Origin of the sequence: Yersinia massiliensis, from assembly GCF_003048255.1 — a bacterium.
Lineage (GTDB): Bacteria > Pseudomonadota > Gammaproteobacteria > Enterobacterales > Enterobacteriaceae > Yersinia > Yersinia massiliensis_A.
Genome location: NZ_CP028487.1, coordinates 1,003,912 through 1,023,999 on the forward strand (window position 1 = coordinate 1,003,912; position 20,088 = coordinate 1,023,999).

Consider the following 20,088-nt stretch of genomic DNA (forward strand, 5'->3'; position numbering starts at 1 on the left):
TCTAGTGGCGATTACTGAGGCCATTTCATCTCATTTTTCAAAACTTTGGCACTTAATTCCAAGCTAGATTCATCTTTCAGCTCAGGATAATGCTTTTTCATTGCAGCAATCAGTTCAGCTGAATCTTTTGCTTTAGGGATCTCAGCATTTAACGTGGCCAAATAGTTTTGAGTGAAGGTCACTGAGGCCAATGTTTGCGGTGCGTTATCCAGATAATGGCCTGGAACGACCGTAACCGGTTTTAAGGCTTTGATTTTTTCCAATGTTGTCAGCCAATGTTGGCGTGACTCAGGTGTCTGAGTGTCTGCAACCCATAAATGGATATTGCCAGAGACCATGACCCCACCGACGACCGCTTTTAATGAAGGGATCCAAACAAAGGTTTTTTCAGGTGAAGGGCCGTCTAAGCCTTCAACCTCAATACTTTGTCCATCGATAGTGAAACTCTTACCTTGCAGCGGTTGTGGGACAATCACTTGAGTCGGTGCATTTTCTTTCAAAATCGGCCCCCAATAGGCCAATTTACCTGCTTTAGTCGCCTCAATTTCTTCGATGGTTTGTGGTGTTGCAAGTACCTTGGCTTGTGGGAAAGCTTTAGTGATCACGTCCAAACCAAAATAGAAGTCGGGGTCAGCTTGGCTGATATAAATGGTGGTCAGTTTCTTGCCACTTTGCTGGATTTTCTTCACTAATGCTTCGGCGTCGTTGCGCTGAAACTGAGCATCAATTAAAGCAACTTCTGTTTTGCCGCTGATAATCTCTGACGATACGGGGAAAACACTTTTTTCACCGGGATTGTAGACTTCCATTTTCAATGGCGTAGCCGCATGAGCGGTTGATGCTGCTGCAAAAATAGCCATGCTGGCGAAGCTGATTTGTAATAACGTTTTCTTAAACATGTGATTTGTCCTGAGAGTGTCTGGGTGTGGGAGAGATAATAGATTGCATATATCGAGAGAAAAACCCGATAATGAGCAACTGTTTGTTGCGTAAATCGAGCTAATTATGGATAGAATCACCGCCGCTGAAGTCTTTGTCGCGATTGTCGAACGGGGCAGTATGATTGCCGCAGCCGAGGCATTGGATATGTCACGGGCGATGGTGACCCGCTATCTGGCACAGATGGAGCAATGGGCGGGAGTACGTTTGCTGCATCGAACAACGCGAAAGTTGAGTTTGACTCATGCAGGGGAAGCAACACTGGAACGTTGCCGACGGATGTTGGAATTCGCACAGGATATGGATGCCACCGTTGGGCTGGAAAACGATGATTTACGGGGTTTACTACGCATTAGTTGCTCTCAATCGCTTGGACAGAGTGCGTTAGTCGTTGCCGTCACTGATTACTTACGCCACCATCCGCAGGTTGCGGTTGATTTACAAATGAACAACCGCACTGTCAATTTAGTCGAAGAACGTATTGATTTGGCACTACGCATTACCAATGAGCTCGATCCAAACTTAATCGCTCGGCCACTCGCGATTTGTCATTCCGTTGTTTGCGCCTCACCAGCGTATCTCGCCGCCAAGGGAATCCCAAAAGATCCTCATGATCTGGCGGTACACAATTGCCTAACCTATTCCTATTTCGGCAAGAGTTTGTGGCATTTTGATCAGCAGGGCGTTAAATCCTCTGTTGCCGTCGGTGGGAATCTAAGTGCTAATGAGTCCGTCGTGCTACTGAGCGGTGCGTTAGAGGGGGCAGGTATCACGTTGCAACCCAGCTACTCTGTTGCACCTTATATTGCTCGTGGAGAACTCGTAAAGTTATTACCTGATTATCAGCCTCAGGCAATGGGCATTTACGGCATCTATACTTCACGTCGGCAAATGCCAGCAACATTAAGAACAATGTTGGATTTCTTAGTGGAATGGTTTGCCACTCATCCTTTGCCAACTTGAGTGCGAAGTGCAGTTACATTCTAAAACATATTTTTATCATCAATGATCAGTCAGAAAAAATCATTATTTCATTGAGTTACCGAGAGGAATAGCTAACGTTTAATGATCATGCTATTTATCACCCTGTTCATTACTGGTTATCATTCCTCAACTCATGCTATTGCTATTTAGCGAGCCAAAAAAATAATAATGCGTATTTATCGGATTATTGCTGCGATATTCGGCAATTGAACAGCTGTCCTCACGACTTCTACGATTCACTACCTCATGCCGGTCAATGAATAATGACGGGTAATAATTTGATCTGCCCGCTATCTATGGCGGGGAGATATTGTCTGACTGGGAGCTTGTATTATGCCTGTTGCGCTATTGGCATTAGCACTGAGTGCTTTTGCAATTGGGACGACCGAGTTTGTCATTATGGGGCTATTGCCTCAGGTGGCAGGTGATTTACACATCTCGATTCCAACTGCAGGTTGGTTAATCAGTGGTTATGCACTAGGGGTCGCGATTGGCGCGCCGATTATGGCGGTTCTGACGGCTAAGTTGCCGCGTAAAAAGACACTGTTGCTCTTAATGGTGATTTTTATTATCGGTAACCTGATGTGCGCACTGGCATACAGTTACGATTTCCTGATGTTGGCGAGGGTGATTACCGCCTTGTGCCACGGGGCATTCTTTGGGATTGGTGCTGTGGTGGCATCCAATCTGGTGGCACCCAATCGACGGGCTTCTGCGGTGGCACTGATGTTTACCGGTTTAACCCTTGCCAATGTGCTGGGCGTACCGTTGGGAACGGCATTGGGGCAAGCTTTTGGTTGGCGCTCAACATTCTGGGTGGTTTCGTTCATCGGCTTAATCTCACTGGTCGCGCTTTACCGTAAATTACCCGCCACTCAGGAAGAGGCTCCGACCGAGTTACGTAAAGAGATAGCCGCATTGCGCGGCGGTGGCATTTGGCTCTCACTGTTGATGACGGTTATTTTTGCTGCCGCCATGTTTGCGCTCTTTACCTATATTGCGCCTATCTTGACCGAGGTGACGCAGGTTTCCGAGCACGGTGTGAGTTGGACATTATTACTGATGGGGCTGGGGCTAACGCTGGGGAACATTGTCGGAGGGCGCTTAGCAGATTGGCGTTTATCCGTCAGTTTAACCATGACCTTCCTGCTGATCGCGGTGTTTTCAGCGTTATTCAGTTGGACGAGTTATTCTCTCATCGCCGCAGAAGTGACGTTGTTTCTCTGGTCGGCGGCGGCATTTTCGGCGGTACCCGCTTTACAAATCAATGTGGTCACTTATGGCAAAAAAGCGCCTAATTTAGTCTCGACGCTCAATATCGCCGCGTTCAATGTCGGTAATGCTTTAGGTGCGTGGGTAGGAGGCGTGGTCATTGCCAGCGGCCTGGGTCTGACGGCGGTTCCGCTAGCGGCGGCTGCACTCGCGGCTGTTGGATTGTTGCTGTGCCTGTATACCTTTTCCCGCGCGCGAGCGGGTAAGGTGACGGCAGCTTAGTTAAGTCAGTGTAAATTGACTATTGATGAGCAATCACCGCGGCCAATCGTTGTTGGAAGGTGATTGCTTGTTGTTTCAGATGCTCGATAAATATCTCTACCAAGGTCGATGAGGGGCGATGTATCGGTTGTATCAAGCTGATGGTAAAAGGAATGTCGACGCTAAATGGGCGTACGCAGACGCCGTCATCGGTGGCTTTATTGATATAATCCAATGCCGTCAACGGGTTAACGATTGAGACTCCCACCCCTTCTCGTACCATGGCGCAAACAGAGGCGGCGCTATGTGTCTCTAGTACCAACCTGCGGTTAATCCCTTGTTCAGCAAACAGATTATCCAACAATTGACGATAGCTGTCCGTCACCGAGAGGCTGATAAAATTTTCGCCTTGGAAATCTTGTGGTGTCAGCACTGATTTTTCCCGCAATGGATGGTCGCTTGGCAAGACACAGACTTCGTTCACGGTCATCAGTGCATGGCGTAATGTCCCTGCGGGGGTTTGGGTATTTTCGGTCAGCCCTAAGTCATGGCGTTGAGCGGAAAGCCACTCTTCCAATAACGGTGATTCCTGCGGGATCACACTCAGACTCACTTCCGGATAGCTTTCAATGAAGGGTTTGCACACCGCAGGAAGGAGTGATTGAGAAAATACGGGCAAGCAGGCAATCGACAGTTGAGCTTGCTGGAATTGGCGAATCCCCTCAGCGGCTTGACGTATGCGGTCAAGGCCGTAATAGGAGCGCTGCACTTCTTCAAATAACCGCAAGCCTTGCACGGTCGGGTAAAGGCGGCCTCGCACACGGTCAAAGAGTTTTAATTGCACCAACTGCTCAAAGCGGGCCAACTCTCGGCTAACGGTCGGTTGTGATGTCTGGAGGAGTGCCGCTGCTTCAGTCAGGTTACCGGTGGTCATCACACCATGAAAGATTTCGATTTGTCGTAGAGAGATGGCAGGCATCGCATGACTCCTGATTAGACGACTGAATAAGCTAATCCATATCATAAATGAATAGACTCAGGCTAAATAGATATTTTCCTAACAAGAACGTGATTGTTAATAATACGGTATCAGCGAAATCGTTCTTTTCGCCCAACTTATTGATTGACCAAATTATTAGGAAAACCCTATGCCACGCGCACTTAACGACTCTTCTTCGGCGCTTACTGCCCAAAATCTGATCGCTTTACCTGAGCGTTTTGGTTGCCCGGTGTGGGCCTATGATGGCGATATTATTGCCCAACGGATCAATCAATTACGGAATTTTGATGTGATTCGTTTTGCCCAGAAAGCCTGTTCGAATATTCATATTCTGCGTTTGATGCGTGAGCAGGGCGTCAAGGTGGACTCTGTCTCGCTCGGTGAGATTGAGCGTGCGTTAGTGGCCGGCTTCCAACCGGGGCTGGAACCCGCTGAAATCGTGTTTACCGCCGATCTGTTGGATAAGGCCACATTAATGCGAGTGACGGAATTAAACATTCCGGTGAATGCAGGCTCAATCGACATGCTGGATCAATTGGGCCAACAGGCACCCGGTCACCCAGTATGGTTGCGTATCAATCCTGGTTTTGGTCATGGCCACAGCCAGAAAACCAATACCGGCGGCGAAAACAGTAAGCATGGCATCTGGTATCAAGACCTACCACAAGCTATCGAGAAAGTGACGCAATACGGCTTAACCTTAGTGGGTATTCATATGCATATTGGCTCTGGTGTTGACTATCAGCATCTAGAGCAAGTCTGTGACGCCATGGTCGAGCAGGTGATTAGCTTGGGGCAGGATATCAGTGCCATTTCGGCAGGGGGAGGTTTGTCGATCCCTTACGAGTTCGGTGGCGACGAGATTGATACCGAGCATTATTACGGCTTATGGAACAACGCTCGCGAGCGTATCGCAGCCCATTTGGGCCATTCTGTCAGCCTTGAAATTGAACCGGGCCGTTTTTTGGTGGCAGAATCAGGCGTGCTTATTGCGCAAGTACGAGCAGTGAAAGAGATGGGCAGCCGGCACTACGTCTTGGTGGATGCGGGCTTTAACGACTTGATGCGCCCAGCGATGTACGGTAGTTACCACCACATTTCATTGTTGCCAGCAGACGGGCGTTCATTAGCATCAGAAGCGTTGATTGAGACAGTGGTCGGTGGCCCGCTTTGCGAGTCAGGTGATATCTTCACTCAGGAAGCGGGAGGCGGGCTAGAAACTCGTGCGTTACCGGCAGCCCGAATCGGTGACTATCTGGTGTTCCACGATACTGGCGCTTATGGTGCGTCGATGTCCTCTAACTACAACAGCCGACCGCTCTTGCCCGAAGTGCTATTTGAACAAGGGCAGCCGCGTTTGATCCGCCGCCGGCAAACTATCGAAGAACTGATTGCCTTAGAAATGATGTAACAGCGCGAATCGAGTACCTAGATTAGCGTCACTTAGTCATCTGTTGCCGCTTGTGGGCTGGCAACAGAATGGCGCCGTACCAGCGTCGGGCTAAACATATTGGTGATCTCGGGCAACGGGGTATGGTTGGCTAGCGCCAATGCTAACTCCGCGGCTTGTGTGGCCATCGCCACCACAGGATAGCGAATGGTCGTCAATCGAGGGCGTAAATAGCGCGAGATCAAAACATCGTCAAAACCAATCAGCGAGATCTCTTGTGGCACTTCAATACTGTTATCGCTCAGTACCGAGAGCGCGCCAGCGGCCATTGAGTCGTTATAACAGGTGACTGCGGTGAAATGCTTACCACGACCGAGCAGGTCGGTCATGGCTTGCTCACCCCCTATCTCATCCGGCGTACCGTAAGAAATTAAGCGGTCATCCACAGCGATATCAAACTCTTTTAATGCATCCAAATAACCTTGCAGGCGATCAATGGCATCGGAAATCTGGTGATTGGAGCAAATAATGGCTATCCGTTTATGCCCTTGCTGAATCAAATGACGGGTCGCCAGCCACGCGCCGTAGCGGTCATCCAATGCGACGCAGCGGGTCTCAAAGCCCGGTAGGGTGCGATTGATCAGCACCATGCCGGGGATCTGTTCCATTAAGGAGGTCAATTCTTCATCGGATAATTTTTTGGCGTGAACCACTAGCGCAGCACAGCGGTGGCGGATCAACTGTTCGATGGCTTGGCGTTCTTTCTCTTCATCATGGTAACCGTTACCAATGAGCAGAAAATTACCGGTGGCATAAGCCACTTGTTCTACGGCTTTGACCATCGAACCAAAGAAGGGGTCGGACACATCAGAAACAATCATGCCGACAGTTTCTGTGGATTTCTGGGCCAGTGCACGGGCATTGGCATTGGGGTGATACTGCAACTGCTCCATGGCGCTACATACCGCCATACGTGATGCTTCGCTGGCCTTAGGGGAATTATTGATAACACGAGATACCGTCGCGACGGAAACACCCGCCAGCTTGGCAACATCCTTAATAGTGGCCATTTTTCTTCCAGAGATTTTCAGGGTAATCGCTTACATTACTCAGTTTTGCGGAAAACAGTCTTGCCCGCAAGAGGGGATGATCGCAACTTAGTAAGAAAAAACTCAAGAAAGGAAAAATAGGCATATTCGTGGTTGCTTTCCGCATTTTTGATGTGTCCGGTCGGTAGCACTTGTCTTAGTCCCAAAGGAGTATATTTAGTTAAAATTGTGCTTTGGTTTAATGGCTCGATGAATGCTACGGTTATGATCTATTTAATCGCCTGAGATAACCATGACCATCATCCGTTACCCCCAGCTTGCCCACTGGGGCGCTTATACTGCTGTCGTTGAAGATGGCAAGTTGATCCGTTGTGAACCCTTTGCCGATGATTCAAACCCTTCGCCACTGCTGGAATCCATCACGCCGATGGTTTATTCCGATAAGCGTATCCGTAAGCCAGCCATTCGTCGCTCATGGCTGCAACAGCGGGAAAAAAGTGACCGTACACTGCGTGGGCGAGAAGATTTTGTTGAGGTGGATTGGGATGTTGCGCTGGATTTAGTCGCAGAAGAAAATCGGCGAGTCAGGGATCGTTATGGCCCTTCAGGGCTATTTACCGGTTCTTACGGCTGGTCTTCTGCAGGGCGTTTGCATCATGCGCGCTCATTAGTTCGGCGTTTCTATTTCGGCGGCGGTGGTGGTGTTGACCAAATGGGCAATTACAGTTGGGGCTCCGCGCAGTTCTTCTTGCCCTATGTCATTGGCACTTTTACTCCGCTGACCGGCAGAGTGACGTCATGGCCGAGTGTCGTTGAGCACTGCGAATTGTTTATTGCCTTTGGCGGTCTGGCACTGAAGAACGCTCAAGTTTCTTCCGGCGGCTCAGCAGAACATTCCCTGAAACCTTGGTTAGAGAAACTGGCGCAAAAAGGTACGCCGGTCATTAACATCAGCCCGATGCGAGATGACTGTCCTGCTTTTGTGAATGCAGAATGGATACCTATTCGCCCAAATACTGATGTAGCGTTGATGCTGGCACTGGCGTATGAGATTCAACGCGTTGATGCGCAGGATGAATCTTTCTTGGCAACCCATTGCGTAGGCTATGAGCGACTAGCGGATTATATCCGTGGCATCAATGATGGCGTGGCTAAAACGCCAGAGTGGGCCTGTGAGATAACCGGTATTCCCGCTGCGAGAATTGCTCAATTAGCACAACAACTGATTGGTGTGCGCAGTTTTATGACCTGCTCCTATTCTGTGCAGCGCGCCCATCGTGGCGAACAGCCTTACTGGATGGTCATTGCGTTGTCGGCGATGTTAGGGCAAGTCGGGTTGCCGGGTGGGGGTTTCTCGTTTGGGCATGGTTCCATGAACGGAGTCGGTAACCCGCGTATAGACACCCCTGGACCGATGATGCCGGTAGGCAAAAACCCATCTGGGCTGGCCATTCCAGTGGCTAGGATTTGTGACATGCTGCTGCAACCGGGGCAGCCATATCAATTTCAGGGGGAAACCCACACCTACCCCGATATTCATTTAGTGCATTGGGCGGGTGGGAATCCATTCCATCACCATCAACAGCTCAATCGGCTGGTGGAAGGGTGGCAAAAACCTGACACGGTCATTGTGCAGGATATCTGGTGGACGCCAGCGGCGAAAATGGCCGATATCGTGCTGCCGGTCACCAGTTCGCTAGAACGTAATGATATTGGCGGGTCATCGAGAGATCGCTATGTCTTGGCGATGCATCAAGCGATTGCACCGCAACATCAAGCCCGCAACGACTTTGATATATTCGCCGATCTGGCTGAACGACTAGGTTATCGTGATGCCTTTACTGAAGGTCGCGATGAAATGGCGTGGATTCGACATATTTACCAAGAATGTGGCGTAGCCCAACAGCCTCACGGGGTTGAATGGCCTGATTTTGAGACATTTTGGCAACGGGGCCATGTTGACTTGCCAGCGCCGGAAAAAGAATTCGTGTTCTTTGATAGTTTCCGCGAAGATCCGCAGTTGCACCCACTGCAAACACCCAGTGGCAAGATTGAGTTGTTCAGTGAGAAAATCGCCGGTTATCAATATGCCGATTTTGCGCCACATGCTGAATGGAAGCCGCCAGTCGAATGGCTAGGTGCTCCCGAGGCTGAGCAGTGGCCACTGCATTTGATCTCAATTCAACCGGCCGATCGCTTGCACAGTCAACTTGATCCCGCGCCCTTGGCTCAGGGGAATAAAACCGCTGGCCGTGAAACACTCTATATGCATCCGCAAGATGCCGCTCGCCGCCAGATTACCGAGGGCAGTCAGGTGCAGGTCAGCAACTTACGGGGCAGATGCCTCGCGGGCGTGCGTATTACTGATGGAGTGACACGAGGCGTCGTATTGATGGCGACCGGTGCTTGGTTCGATCTCGGTTTTGGTGGCAAACAGCACCAAGTTGAACAATCGGGTAATCCTAATGTGTTGACGTTGGATATTGGGACCTCGAGGTTGACTCAGGGGCCGAATGCGATGAGTTGCTTGGTCGAAGTCACATTGAGTGAATAGGGCTTGTACGACAATGAATTACAAACCTTTTCGCTACGCTGACAATGTTCACCACTGGTTACACTTTGCACGTAAATGTTTCGATTGCCCGCTGGCTGTGGCATCTCACAAACGGATATCCTGACTGTCCCAGAGGTATTAATTGGTGAGTAATCAACATACGCTGTGTGTTAAAAGCCAGTTTTTTATTTGCACCGACCTACGCAGATGCGTAGGTTTTTTTTTATTTGTCCATTCCTACCTCTCTTTTCAGCGAGTCCTTAAAGATCACCTCGCCTCAAATAGAGTATTCTCTCTTAATCATATTCATTAGGTTATAGAGAGATAGACATGGTTTCTCGTTTTCTGCGCGCACTCCTGCGCCGACTATTTCGCGTGACTGTCGAAGGCATCACCGACCAATTCACACACCCAAAACTGCTGATTACCCCAAATCATGTCTCCTTTCTTGATGGTATGTTGCTCGCGCTATTTCTGCCGATAAAACCCGTTTTTGCGGTTTATACCAGTGTGACGGAAAGTTGGTTTATGCGTTGGCTGAAGCCCTATGTGGATTTTGTCGCACTAGATCCCACCAACCCCATGGCAATCAAACACTTGGTTCGAATGGTTGAACAGGGACGTCCGGTAGTGATATTCCCCGAAGGGCGTATCACAGTGACCGGCTCGTTGATGAAAATCTACGATGGCGCCGCCTTTGTTGCTGCAAAATCGGGTGCAATGGTGGTTCCTATCCGGTTGGAAGGCCCTGAATTTAGCCGCTTTGGCCGATTGGCAGACGTCTTTAAAGTTCGTTGGTTCCCGAAAATAAGCATTTATGTTTTACCGGCTACCCGCCTACCGATGCCGCAAGCGGCGCGTGCCCGTGAAAGGCGAATACTCGCGGGTGAGCAGTTACATGCCATCATGATGAATGCGCGTATGGCTATCGTGCCACGGGAAACGTTATTTGAAGCGTTACTAGCGGCGCAAACTCGTTATGGGCGTTTTAAGCCCTGCATCGAAGATATTTCCTTCAAAGAAGATAGCTACCATACATTGCTGAAAAAAACGCTCGGTGTCAGCCGTATCTTGCAACGTTTTACCACCGCGGGTGAACATGTGGGCATGCTGCTGCCAAATGCGACTATCACAGCTGCGGCGATTTTCGGTGCATCACTGAGTGGTCGCATACCCGCCTTGCTGAATTACACTTCGGGTGCCAAAGGGCTAAAGAGTGCGATTACCGCAGCCTCATTAAAAACCATCGTGACATCGCGTCAATTTCTGGAAAAAGGCAAACTCACTCATCTGCCTGAACAAGTGACTGAGGCAAATTGGGTTTATCTGGAAGACTTAAAAGATACGGTGACACTCGCAGATAAACTCTGGATTCTATTCCACTTGTGCTGCCCACGCCGTGCGATGCTGCCACAGCAAGCAGACGACAAGGCGCTGATTTTATTTACCTCCGGTTCAGAAGGTCACCCTAAAGGTGTGGTTCATTCACACGCCAGTTTATTGGCGAACGTTGAGCAAATCCGCACCATTGCTGACTTTACGCCACGCGACCGCTTTATGTCGTCACTGCCACTGTTCCATGCGTTTGGTTTGACGGTTGGCTTATTCACTCCGTTGATGACCGGTAGCCGCGTATTTCTTTACCCAAGCCCGCTGCATTATCGCGTCGTACCTGAACTGGTTTATGACCGTAACTGTACCGTACTGTTTGGCACCTCTACCTTCCTTGGGAATTATGCCCGCTTCGCCCATCCTTATGATTTTGCTCGTTTGCGCTATGTGGTGGCTGGGGCTGAAAAGTTAGCCGACAGCACCAAACAGATTTGGCAGGATAAGTTCGGTATCCGTATTCTGGAAGGCTATGGTGTTACTGAATGTGCGCCGGTTGTGGCTATCAACGTGCCGATGGCGGCAAAAGTGAATACGGTAGGCCGTATTCTGCCGGGAATGGAATCACGCTTGATTAAAGTGCCGGGCATAGAGCAAGGCGGCCGCTTGCAGTTACGCGGGCCGAACATTATGCGTGGCTACCTGCGAGTAGAAAACCCTGGCGTGCTGGAACAACCCTCTGCTGAAAATGCACAGGGCGAACGCGAGATGGGCTGGTATGACACGGGCGATATTGTCACCATCGATGAGCAAGGGTTCTGCGCTATTCGCGGCCGAATGAAGCGCTTTGCTAAATTGGCGGGTGAAATGGTTTCACTAGAGAGCGTCGAGCAACTGGCGATAAAAATCTCGCCAGACGGTCAACACGCCGCCGCTGCGAAAACCGACAGCGCCAAAGGCGAAGCCTTGGTCTTGTTTACCACCGACAGCGAAATCACGCGTGAGCAATTGATTAAAACGGCGCGAGAAAGTGGTGTGCCGGAGTTGGCTGTTCCACGTGATATCCGAGTGGTGAAAGCACTGCCGTTGCTCGGTAGCGGCAAACCTGACTTTGTGACACTCAGCAAAATGGCAGAAGATCCGGAGATGAGTCTATGAGTCAGCAAGTGCTAGATGATAAGCCTTTGTTATCCAGAGGGATGATTGCGGTTCTCGGCGCACAGTTTTTCTCAGCGTTTGGTGATAATGCATTACTTTTCGCCACCTTGGCACTGATCAAACAGCAGTTATATCCCGACTGGAGCCAGCCTATTTTGCAGATGGCTTTTGTGGCGACGTACATCATTCTGGCTCCTTTTGTTGGGCAGTTTGCCGATAGCTTCGCAAAAGGACGGGTGATGATGGTCGCGAACGGCTTGAAGTTGGCGGGCGCGCTGGTGATTTGCTTCGGATTTAATCCATTTTTGGGCTATAGCCTAGTGGGCGTGGGGGCTGCGGCTTATTCACCTGCTAAGTATGGCATCTTAGGCGAGCTCACTTCGGGTGAGCAACTGGTCAAAGCCAATGGCATGATGGAAGCTTCAACGATCGCTGCCATCTTACTCGGTTCGGTCGCGGGTGGAATACTGGCTGATTGGCATTTAGGTGCAGCTTTAGGTGCTTGTGCGCTGGTGTATGCCATTGCCGTCATTGCCAATCTATTTATCCCTCGCTTAGCGGCTGCCCGTGCAGGTAGCTCATGGCGACCTCGTGCCATGACTAGCAGCTTCTTTAGCGCGTGCCGGCTTTTATGGCGCGATGGCGAAACCCGTTTCTCTCTAGCTGGAACCAGCCTCTTCTGGGGGGCAGGGGTCACGTTACGTTTCCTGCTCGTGCTCTGGGTGCCGATTGCATTAGGCATTACCGATAACACCACGCCCACTCTGCTCAATGCGATGGTGGCGATAGGGATTGTGGTGGGGGCCGGCGCAGCTGCGCGTTTTGTCACGCTTAAAACGGTGAAACGCTGCTTGCCTGCGGGCGTGTTGATCGGTGTGGTTGTGGCCATTTTTGCTCTGCAACACAGCATGCCAATGGCTTATTTACTGTTGATCATCATCGGGATTTTAGGCGGATTCTTTGTCGTGCCTCTTAATGCGTTGCTACAAGAGCGCGGCAAACAGAGTGTTGGAGCCGGTAATGCGATTGCTGTGCAGAATCTCGGTGAAAACACCGCCATGCTTGTGATGCTAGGGCTGTTCTCCGTCGTGGTGAAACTGGGTGTCCCAGTGGTTGCTGTCGGTGTAGGCTTCGGTGTGATATTCGCGTTAGCCATCGCATTGCTTTGGGGTTGGCAGTGGCGGCAACTGCGCCGTAAAACGGTGGAGTAATGTGCTAGTCATTAATATCAGTGCCGCCTAGTGCGGCATTTTTATTTGTTTTCAGGTTGAAAAAATCGTTACGCATGCCGAATATGACAAGTTGATAACGTATTACAGGGAGCATAGAGAATGACCATGGCATCTCACTACAATAAACATCATCTTGATGCAGCAAGTGCCGAATACATGATCACGACGTTTGCTAATGCAGTCAAAACTATTCCCCTGATGACCGGCGCAAAAAACGAGATTGAATATCACCAGGCACTTGAGTTAATTGAGATTCTGATTGATCGAGGTGACTTGGATAACCCGCTTTTTGATCTGCTTGCAGCAAAAATTGCCGAATATGAGAACAGTGCGCCTGAATTTGACAGTCTTAATCAGCAGTTAGCTAATATCCCAACGGGTATTGCCGTTTTGCGCACCATTATTGATCAGTATGGGCTTAAAGCTGCGGATTTAGAGCCTCAGTTAGGTTCTAAATCTAATGTGAGCAATATTCTTAACGGTCGTCGCGCTTTAACCGTCCAACATATCAAAGCACTTTCGGAGCGATTCGGTGTTCCTGCGGATTGGTTTATCTGACACTTAAAGTCAGCCCGACAATAAAACTAAAGGCCGCAATTTGCGGCCTTTTTGCGATTGGAACGCGGTTAAATTAAGGCGCAGGGAAAGTGAAACGAGTGTGGATCTCTTCCAATGCATCTAATACTTCTTGGCCTAAGACGACATCTTGGCTATCAATATTGCTCTTTAGCTGTTCAAGCGTCGTCGCACCCAACAATGTACTGGCGACGAAAGGTTGCTGGCGAACGAAGGCCAGCGCCATCTGCGCCGGATCGAGGCCGTGATGTTTCGCTAGCGCCACATATTCAGCCACTGCTAACTGAGCTTGCTTACTGGTATAACGAGTGAAACGGCTGTATAGCGTATTACGCGCCCCTGCGGGTTTGGCCCCATTCAGGTATTTGCCGCTCAAGGTGCCGAAAGCAAGGCTAGAATAAGCGAGTAGCTCAACCCCTTCATGCTGGCTGATTTCTGCTAATCCCACCTCAAAGCTGCGATTAAGCAGGCTATAAGGGTTTTGAATCGACACGATACGGGGTAAATCATGTTTCTCCGCCAACTGCAAATAGCGCATGACGCCCCATGGTGTTTCATTTGAGACACCGATATAACGGATTTTACCGGCTCGCACTTGCTCATTCAGCGCTTCTAGCGTCTCAAGTAAAGTCACTACGGCAGTATGTTCGCTATAGCGATAATTTAGCTTGCCGAAACAGTTCGTCTCCCGCTGCGGCCAATGTAATTGATAAATATCGAGATAATCAGTGTTGAGCCGCCGGAGGCTATCTTCCAACGCAATGCGGATATTTTTGCGGTCCAGTGCCATATTCGGGCGGATCGGTTGATCACTTCCCCGCGATGGCCCAGAAACTTTGCTGGCTAAAATGATTTTATCGCGACTGCCGCGCGCTTTTATCCAGTTACCGATGTATTGCTCAGTTAACCCTTGGGTTTCTGGCTTCGGAGGAACCGGATACATTTCTGCGGTGTCGATTAAGTTAATACCGGCTGCAACGGCATAATCCAGTTGAGCATGGGCATCGGCTTCACTGTTTTGTTCACCAAAAGTCATGGTGCCCAAGCCCAGCAGGCTGACTTCGAGTGAAGTGTGGGGGATACGATGATATTGCATTGCCGACCTTCCTTAATGTCTGAAATTATCAGGCCATACCCGATGTCCTTGGCGTTGCTGTCCGCCAATAATTTGGGGTATTAGTCAAACCCGCCTTATTCGACTATAACGAAGCGTGAGTGCAGGGGAAAGCATGTCAGGCGAAAGTGTAGAAAAAAGTGGGAAACGGGCGCGTAGAAACGCACCCGAAGAGGATTATGCTTTTTTATCCACTGGCTTACTTTTCTTCCCTCGCATGAGATTGAGGGTTTCAACGCCCATTGAGAAGAACATGGCGAAGTAAATGTAGCCTTTTGGAATGTGAATTTGGAAACTTTCCAGCATCAGCGTGAAGCCAACCAAAATCAGGAAAGACAGCGCCAGCATCTTGACGGATGGGTGGCGGTTAACAAATTCACCAATCGGCCTAGCGGCAAACATCATCACGCCCACAGAAATCACCACCGCAGCCATCATAATAAACAGATGGTCAGACAGCCCAACTGCCGTGATGACGGAGTCCAAGCTAAAGATGATATCCAGTAGCATGATTTGCACGATGGCACCAAAGAATGAGCTAACGTTACTGGAATGTTCAGTATCACTGCCTTCAATGGTTTCATGGATTTCTTTGCTGGCCTTCCAGATCAGGAATAATCCCCCCAATAGCAGAATCAAGTCCCGCATGGAAACGCCATGTCCAGCGATGCTAAACAGTGGCTCCGTCAGGCGAATGACCCAAGCAATCGAAGCCAGTAATGCCAAACGCATTAACATTGCCCCTGCCAAGCCGATACGACGGGCTTTGTTTTGCTGCGCTTTAGGTAATTTTGCGACCACCAAAGAAAGGAAGATAATATTGTCTATCCCGAGAACAATCTCAAGGATAGTTAACGTGCCCAGCGCCAACCAGGCATTTGGATCGGCAATCCACTCAAACATTGCGCCTTTACACCTTACGGAAACACAAAAATACAATTATACGCTTTTATTTATGGAGCGGAATATATCCTACGTAATTACCATAGTGATTTGGTAGTAAGTGATATCAATTTCTATGATGTTTTACAGTAAAAAGTGGCGTGCCAGCATGGGGCCGGTAAAGGTCTTTTTCAGATAAAAGCCTCGGGGTAATGTCATGATGGGCTGCCCCTGTTCACCTATTGCTTCTGTTAATGCACGGCTATTGGCGGCCTTGGGACGTAACTGCAAAACTTCGCCATGGCGCGCAGTGATCGTTTCGACTTTACCTAAAACGATAAGGTCCATTAATTCTTCCCAGTCGCGGCGCAGTAATTCTTCCTCTTCGACATTAGGGCTCCACAACAATGGCGCACCGACTCTGCGTTGTGCTAACGGAATTTGCCGTTCTCCTTCGACTGGCACCCAGAGAACGCGGGCCAATTTATGCCGCACGTGGCTATTTTCCCAAGTGATTCCGCTATTGCCCGTCAGTGGTGCGACACACACAAAAGTGGTTTCCAAGGGCTTACCCTGAGCACTAATGGGGATGGTTTTTAGCTCAATCCCAATATCTGCAAAATCCTGTTCAGGCTTACTGCCCGCGCTGGCCCCTAGATAGTACTCCAGCAACATGCCAACCCAGCCTTTTACACGTTTCAAGTCTGCTGGGATATCCCATTGAGCACGTGTTGCCAGCTCTCCGAGCGTAAAACCGGACAAGGTTTCAGCGCGTTGGAAAAGTTGATGTTCATCTGTAGGAGGAGGGGGCGGCAGTGAATAAACAGACATGGGTAGCAACCTGTTAAGATCGGTTAAAAAACAAACTGAATTAAAAGTGATAGTATTTGCATCATTGCCCTATAGGGTAGGCGTTAATAATAGCATGATTTAACGAGGTTTTTCTTTCCGCTTATGCATGAAATACTTTTATTCAGGCTATCTTGTGCACCTGCTAATCGTAATAATGAACAGGATCTTACACCTATTTATCCACAGATTTATTGGATAACCTCATTAAATCGCGATCACTGGTTCAATTTACAGCCTTGACGATCGCCTTTTTTGCGAGTTTTATCCTTTTTTGCATAACTTTGACGCATTATCTGTGGATAAAAACTGCATTGATGGATCTTTAGCCAGTGACCGATCCAAAACGGATATAGATCACATTTCGATACCTTAGATACCTGTGGGAAACCTGTTATTTTGTTGAAATTAATAATTTATTTATTTGGATGTTATTAGCGTAATATTAGCTGAAAATGAGTTGTACCCGCTTTTCCCTAGAGTTCTGCACACCTATATCCACAGAAAAAGTGAATAAAATACGGTGGTGACCCTTCAGGGTGTTTATAACTTTGCTAATATCTGTGAGTTATCCCAGAGTTATCAGGTTTTACTGTCTGATAAGCAGTGGTTTACCGGCTGTTACTAGTGTGAAACAATCAGAGCATCTTTACGTTTTAAGTTTATCGAGGTAGTCCGGTGATCGATGATGATGGCTACCGCCCTAACGTGGGTATCGTAATTTGTAATCGGCAAGGCGAAGTGTTGTGGGCCAGACGATACGGTCAGCACTCTTGGCAGTTTCCGCAAGGGGGGATCAATCCCGGTGAAACACCAGAGCAGGCTATGTATCGCGAACTTTTTGAAGAGGTCGGCCTTAACAAGAAGGATGTTCGAATTCTGGCTTCAACCCGTAACTGGTTACGTTATAAATTACCCAAACGTTTGGTGCGTTGGGATACAAAGCCGGTGTGCATCGGCCAAAAGCAGCGGTGGTTTCTGCTACAGTTAATGTGTAATGAAGCCGATATCAACATGCAACGCAGCAGTACCCCGGAGTTTGATGGCTGGCGGTGGGTCAGTTATTGGTATCCGGTGCGTCAGGTGGTGTCTTTTAAACGTGATGTTTATCGTCGCGTCATGAAAGAGTTTGCCCCAACCGTCATGCCTGTGCAGGAGGTTGCTCCGCCACGGGTACCACCTGCTTATCGCCGTAAAAGAGGTTAAGTTAAGCCGATCATGCTGATGCGTTTGCGAGAAATAGTTGAGAAAGTGGCGATGGCAACCAGCCTAACGGATGCGTTAGAGCTGTTGGTCAATGAAACCTGTCTTGCAATGGACACGGAAGTCTGCTCGATTTATCTGGCAGATAATGACCGCCGTTGTTACTACCTGATGGCGACTCGGGGCTTGAAAAAGCCTCGTGGTCGCATCATCACACTGGCTTTTGACGAAGGTATCGTCGGGCTAGTAGGGCGTTTGGCTGAGCCGATTAACTTGGCAGATGCTCAGAGTCACCCCAGCTTTAAATATGTTCCGCAAGTCAAAGAGGATCGCTTCCGCGCGTTTCTTGGGGTGCCTATTATCTACCGCCGCCAGTTGCTGGGCGTGCTGGTGGTTCAGCAACGTGAACATCGCCAGTTTGATGAGAGCGAAGAATCGTTCATGGTCACGCTGGCAACACAGCTTGCCGGTATTCTTTCTCAATCTCAGCTTAATGCCATTTTCGGCCAATATCGGCAAACGCGAATTCGTGCGTTGGCTGCCGCACCGGGTGTGGCGGTTGCTGAAGGGTGGCAGGATACCTCCCAGCCTTCACTTGATCTGGTTTATGAAGCCTCAACCCTCGATACCGTTCAGGAACGCGAACGTCTGACTCAAGCGCTGGAAGAAGCTGCGGCTGAGTTTCGCCGTTTCAGTAAGCGTTTTTCTGCCAGCTCACAAAAAGAGAGCGCGGCAATTTTCGATCTCTATTCCCACTTGTTAAATGACGCCCGCCTAAAGCGTGAGCTTTTCGCACAAATTGATGCGGGCTCCGTGGCCGAATGGGCTGTTAAACAGGTGGTTGAACAATTTGCAGCGCAATTTGCCAGCTTGCAAGATACCTATATGCGCGAGCGAGCCAGTGATCTTCGGGCATTAGGTTTGCGCTTACTATTTCACCTCGATGACAGCACTTCCGGCGCCAGCCAATGGCCTGAGCGGTTTGTTTTGGTGGCCGATGAACTGACCGCAACATTGTTAGCGGAAGTGCCGCAAGATCGCTTGGCCGGTGTTGTCGTCCGTGACGGTGCCGCTAACTCTCATGCTGCCATTCTCGTGCGCGCGATGGGTATTCCGACCGTGATGGGGGCCGATATCCAGCCCGCATTGTTGAATCAGCGGTTATTGATCGTTGATGGCTACCGCGGTGAAGTGCTGGTTGACCCTGAACCTGTGCTGATTAAAGAGTACCAGCGGTTAGTGACCGAAGAGATTGAACTTAGCAAACTGGCTGAGGATGATGTCGAACGGCCTGCTGCGCTGAAAAGTGGCGAGCGGATCCAGGTCATGCTGAACGCAGGTCTTAGCCCTGAACATGAAAAATTGCTCGGCGGGCGGGTTGATGGCGTGGGCCTGTATCGCACAGAAATTCCGTTCATGTTGCAAAGTGGTTTCCCATCGGAAGAGGAACAAGTTGCGCAGTACCAAGGTATGTTGCAGCTTTATCCTAATAAATCAGTCACATTGCGCACCTTGGATATCGGTGCTGATAAGCAACTGCCTTACATGCCCATCAGTGAAGAGAACCCTTGTTTAGGCTGGCGCGGTATCCGCATCACTCTCGATCAGCCAGAGATCTTCCTGATCCAAGTCAGAGCAATGCTTCGTGCTAATGCTGGTACGGGTAATCTGGGTATTTTGTTGCCGATGATCACCAGTCTGGAAGAGGTTGATGAAGCCAAACGGTTGATTGACCGTGCTGGGCGTGAAGTTCAAGAAGAGCTTGGCTACGAATTACCACAGCCGAAATTGGGTGTGATGATTGAAGTCCCCTCGATGATTTTTATGCTGCCTTACCTAAAATCGCGGGTCGATTTTATTTCGGTTGGCACCAACGATTTAACACAATATTTACTGGCGGTAGATCGCAATAATACCCGTGTTGCCTCGCTTTATGACAGCTTGCACCCTTCGGTGCTACAAGTGCTTAGCCACATTTTGACGCAAGCGACACAATCAGGTTTACAGGTCAGCTTATGTGGTGAAATGGCGGGTGATCCTATGGGCGCGTTATTGTTGGTGGGGCTAGGCTATCGCAATCTTAGTATGAATGGCCGCAGCGTGGCGCGCATAAAATACCTACTGCGAAATATCGATTTAGTCGATGCGCAAGCGCTGGCAGAGCGGGTACTCGCAGCCCAGATGACGACGGATGTACGCCACTTAACGGCTGCGTTTATGGAGCGTAGAGGATTGGGAGGGTTGATTCGCGGCGGTAAGTAATTCTCATCACTTGAAGCACATTGGGAACAATGAGCTTCAATCTGTGGAAGGAAATACTTTATCACTGCGTTTAACGATATCGCTGCGTTTAACG

The 20,088-nt window shown here is 49.4% G+C and carries 15 protein-coding genes; 9 read left to right on the forward strand and 6 right to left on the reverse strand.

Features of this window, described 5'->3' with window-relative positions; all coding sequences use genetic code 11:
- Positions 1-11 precede the first annotated feature (11 nt).
- Positions 12-899 (reverse strand): MBL fold metallo-hydrolase, encoded by an 888-nt coding sequence (locus DA391_RS04580; RefSeq protein WP_050082244.1) that lies wholly within the window; start codon positions 897-899, stop codon positions 12-14.
- A gap of 106 nt (positions 900-1,005) precedes the next feature.
- On the opposite strand from DA391_RS04580, the gene DA391_RS04585 reads away from it, so the two are divergent.
- Together DA391_RS04585 and DA391_RS04590 are read left to right on the forward strand one after the other, a co-directional pair.
- Positions 1,006-1,902, forward strand: coding sequence for a LysR family transcriptional regulator (locus tag DA391_RS04585; protein WP_050082246.1), 897 nt, complete (start codon positions 1,006-1,008; stop codon positions 1,900-1,902).
- 354 nt (positions 1,903-2,256) lie between these two features.
- Positions 2,257-3,417, forward strand: a complete 1,161-nt coding sequence (locus DA391_RS04590) for an MFS transporter (RefSeq protein ID WP_057650307.1) — start codon at positions 2,257-2,259, stop codon at positions 3,415-3,417.
- Positions 3,418-3,436: 19 nt separating this feature from the next.
- Here DA391_RS04590 and DA391_RS04595 read toward each other — a convergent pair whose 3' ends face one another.
- Positions 3,437-4,375 carry a LysR family transcriptional regulator gene (locus DA391_RS04595; RefSeq protein WP_050082249.1) on the reverse strand — a complete coding sequence of 313 codons (939 nt, stop codon included), beginning with the start codon at positions 4,373-4,375 and terminating at the stop codon, positions 3,437-3,439.
- A gap of 169 nt (positions 4,376-4,544) precedes the next feature.
- Here DA391_RS04595 and lysA point away from each other — a divergent pair, with 169 nt between their 5' ends.
- Complete coding sequence (gene lysA, locus DA391_RS04605; RefSeq protein ID WP_057650309.1) at positions 4,545-5,807, forward strand: diaminopimelate decarboxylase; 1,263 nt, start codon at positions 4,545-4,547, stop codon at positions 5,805-5,807.
- 32 nt (positions 5,808-5,839) lie between these two features.
- On the opposite strand, the gene galR is transcribed toward lysA, so the two are convergent.
- Positions 5,840-6,856, reverse strand: a complete 1,017-nt coding sequence (gene galR / locus DA391_RS04610; RefSeq protein WP_050082253.1) for an HTH-type transcriptional regulator GalR — start codon at positions 6,854-6,856, stop codon at positions 5,840-5,842.
- A gap of 271 nt (positions 6,857-7,127) precedes the next feature.
- Between galR and DA391_RS04615 the strand changes: the two genes are divergently transcribed.
- The 4 genes from DA391_RS04615 to DA391_RS04630 all read left to right on the forward strand — a co-directional run bounded on the left by DA391_RS04615 (position 7,128) and on the right by DA391_RS04630 (position 13,666).
- Positions 7,128-9,389 (forward strand): molybdopterin guanine dinucleotide-containing S/N-oxide reductase, encoded by a 2,262-nt coding sequence (locus tag DA391_RS04615; protein ID WP_057643212.1) that lies wholly within the window; start codon positions 7,128-7,130, stop codon positions 9,387-9,389.
- A 330-nt stretch (positions 9,390-9,719) separates the two neighbouring features.
- Positions 9,720-11,876 carry a bifunctional acyl-ACP--phospholipid O-acyltransferase/long-chain-fatty-acid--ACP ligase gene (gene aas, locus DA391_RS04620; RefSeq protein WP_050082256.1) on the forward strand — a complete coding sequence of 719 codons (2,157 nt, stop codon included), beginning with the start codon at positions 9,720-9,722 and terminating at the stop codon, positions 11,874-11,876.
- Positions 11,873-13,087, forward strand: coding sequence for a lysophospholipid transporter LplT (lplT, locus tag DA391_RS04625; RefSeq protein ID WP_050082258.1), 1,215 nt, complete (start codon positions 11,873-11,875; stop codon positions 13,085-13,087). Before aas ends, lplT begins: the two co-directional genes overlap by 4 nt.
- Before the next feature lie 120 nt (positions 13,088-13,207).
- Complete coding sequence (locus DA391_RS04630) at positions 13,208-13,666, forward strand: helix-turn-helix domain-containing protein (protein ID WP_108087412.1); 459 nt, start codon at positions 13,208-13,210, stop codon at positions 13,664-13,666.
- Between the two features lie 73 nt (positions 13,667-13,739).
- On the opposite strand, the gene DA391_RS04635 is transcribed toward DA391_RS04630, so the two are convergent.
- The 3 genes from DA391_RS04635 to mutH all read right to left on the reverse strand — a co-directional run bounded on the left by DA391_RS04635 (position 13,740) and on the right by mutH (position 16,511).
- Positions 13,740-14,780, reverse strand: a complete 1,041-nt coding sequence (locus tag DA391_RS04635) for an NADP(H)-dependent aldo-keto reductase (protein WP_050082261.1) — start codon at positions 14,778-14,780, stop codon at positions 13,740-13,742.
- 195 nt (positions 14,781-14,975) lie between these two features.
- The gene (locus DA391_RS04640; RefSeq protein WP_019211577.1) at positions 14,976-15,701 is read right to left on the reverse strand and encodes a TerC family protein; all 726 of its coding nucleotides are present in this window, start codon (positions 15,699-15,701) and stop codon (positions 14,976-14,978) included.
- 123 nt (positions 15,702-15,824) lie between these two features.
- Positions 15,825-16,511, reverse strand: a complete 687-nt coding sequence (gene mutH / locus DA391_RS04645) for a DNA mismatch repair endonuclease MutH (protein ID WP_050082263.1) — start codon at positions 16,509-16,511, stop codon at positions 15,825-15,827.
- 696 nt (positions 16,512-17,207) lie between these two features.
- Between mutH and rppH the strand changes: the two genes are divergently transcribed.
- Positions 17,208-17,735: an RNA pyrophosphohydrolase gene (gene rppH / locus DA391_RS04655; RefSeq protein ID WP_019211575.1), complete on the forward strand. Its 528-nt coding sequence runs from the start codon at positions 17,208-17,210 to the stop codon at positions 17,733-17,735.
- A gap of 12 nt (positions 17,736-17,747) precedes the next feature.
- On the forward strand, positions 17,748-19,994 hold the full coding sequence (ptsP, locus tag DA391_RS04660) for a phosphoenolpyruvate--protein phosphotransferase (protein ID WP_049606068.1): 2,247 nt from the start codon (positions 17,748-17,750) through the stop codon (positions 19,992-19,994).
- Positions 19,995-20,088 lie beyond the last annotated feature (94 nt).